This window comes from Rhizobium sp. BR 317, assembly GCF_047445835.1.
Classification (GTDB): domain Bacteria; phylum Pseudomonadota; class Alphaproteobacteria; order Rhizobiales; family Rhizobiaceae; genus Rhizobium; species Rhizobium paranaense.
The window spans coordinates 1-932 of record NZ_JARWLB010000170.1 but is presented as its reverse complement, the minus strand read 5'-3'; the positions used below and the strand labels follow the sequence as shown (position 1 = coordinate 932).

Annotated in this window: 1 protein-coding gene and 2 pseudogenes; all 3 read right to left on the bottom strand. The window is 62.3% G+C overall.

Going from position 1 to position 932, the window contains the following annotated elements:
* Positions 1-375: pseudogene (locus QD357_RS32600) on the bottom strand (conjugal transfer protein TrbI); the annotation flags it as partial.
* Between the two features lie 12 nt (positions 376-387).
* Entirely contained in the window at positions 388-828 is a 441-nt protein-coding gene (gene trbH / locus QD357_RS32595; RefSeq protein WP_414126130.1) for a conjugal transfer protein TrbH, read from the bottom strand.
* A gap of 3 nt (positions 829-831) precedes the next feature.
* Positions 832-932 (bottom strand): annotated as a pseudogene (locus tag QD357_RS32590) (P-type conjugative transfer protein TrbG); the annotation flags it as partial.

The following is a 932-nucleotide window of genomic DNA, read 5'->3' as shown; positions in this document are numbered from 1 at the left end:
CTCCGATTCAAGTCTCGGGCGCCGCTCCTCTCGCTGGGTGGGTGTGCGATCAACAACGGCGGTTTCCTTCGCGACTTTCTGTTCGACGGCGGGCGTCGGCTGGAACACTTCGCGTTGTTCCGGATCGCCGATGATGCCGTCGGTGACACCACGCTTGAGCTGGTCGCCGAAGTTGGTTGCGGGAGCATTCGAGGCGCTGTMCAGATCGTTGTTCCGATTGAAAGGGAGACCGCGCCATGAAAGCCCGATGACGACGACGCCGACAAATAGCGCAACGATGATGATGGCGACGATGATTGGCAGACGGTTCAGACGGCGCATACCCTTCTGATCGTCGGCCTGGCCCGAGCTGCCCAGCTGCAGAGATTGCACCATGCTCGCCTCCCCTCAATTGCGCTGCATGATCGAGAGCGGGCTTGCCGGCACAGCACCTGCGGCCGTTGCCGTATACGCCCTGCCCAGCGCGATGGACGGCGTCGACAGCCTTGCAAGCACCTGGCCATCCACGCCGTCGATCGAATAGGCAAGCTCGACAGGTTTGACGTCTTTCTCGGCCTTGCCGTCGGTGATGACCGTATAGCCCCACCCTTTCAGCGCCGCCTCGAGCGCCGTAGCGAAGTCCGAAGCGTCCTTCTCMATCTTGATGGTCGTCGTGCCCGCGGGACCGATCTGCTCGGCAAGCCGGCTTGCCATGTCGCCGGCAATCGCACTTGCGGCGGGACCTGTKACAGTGGTGGGTGCCGAATTGGTCGTGAGACCGTCCTCGGCCGTCTGGCAGCTGGAAAGCATGGCGGCGGCGGTGATGATGATGGCGAGGTGCTTGCGCATGGTTCAGCCTCCCCGCCGGATGGTAATCTTCTGCTGCCGCCATCCGACGCCGGAGACGAGGATTGCTTTGTCGACCGCATAGTCGACGATCATCATGTCRTTCT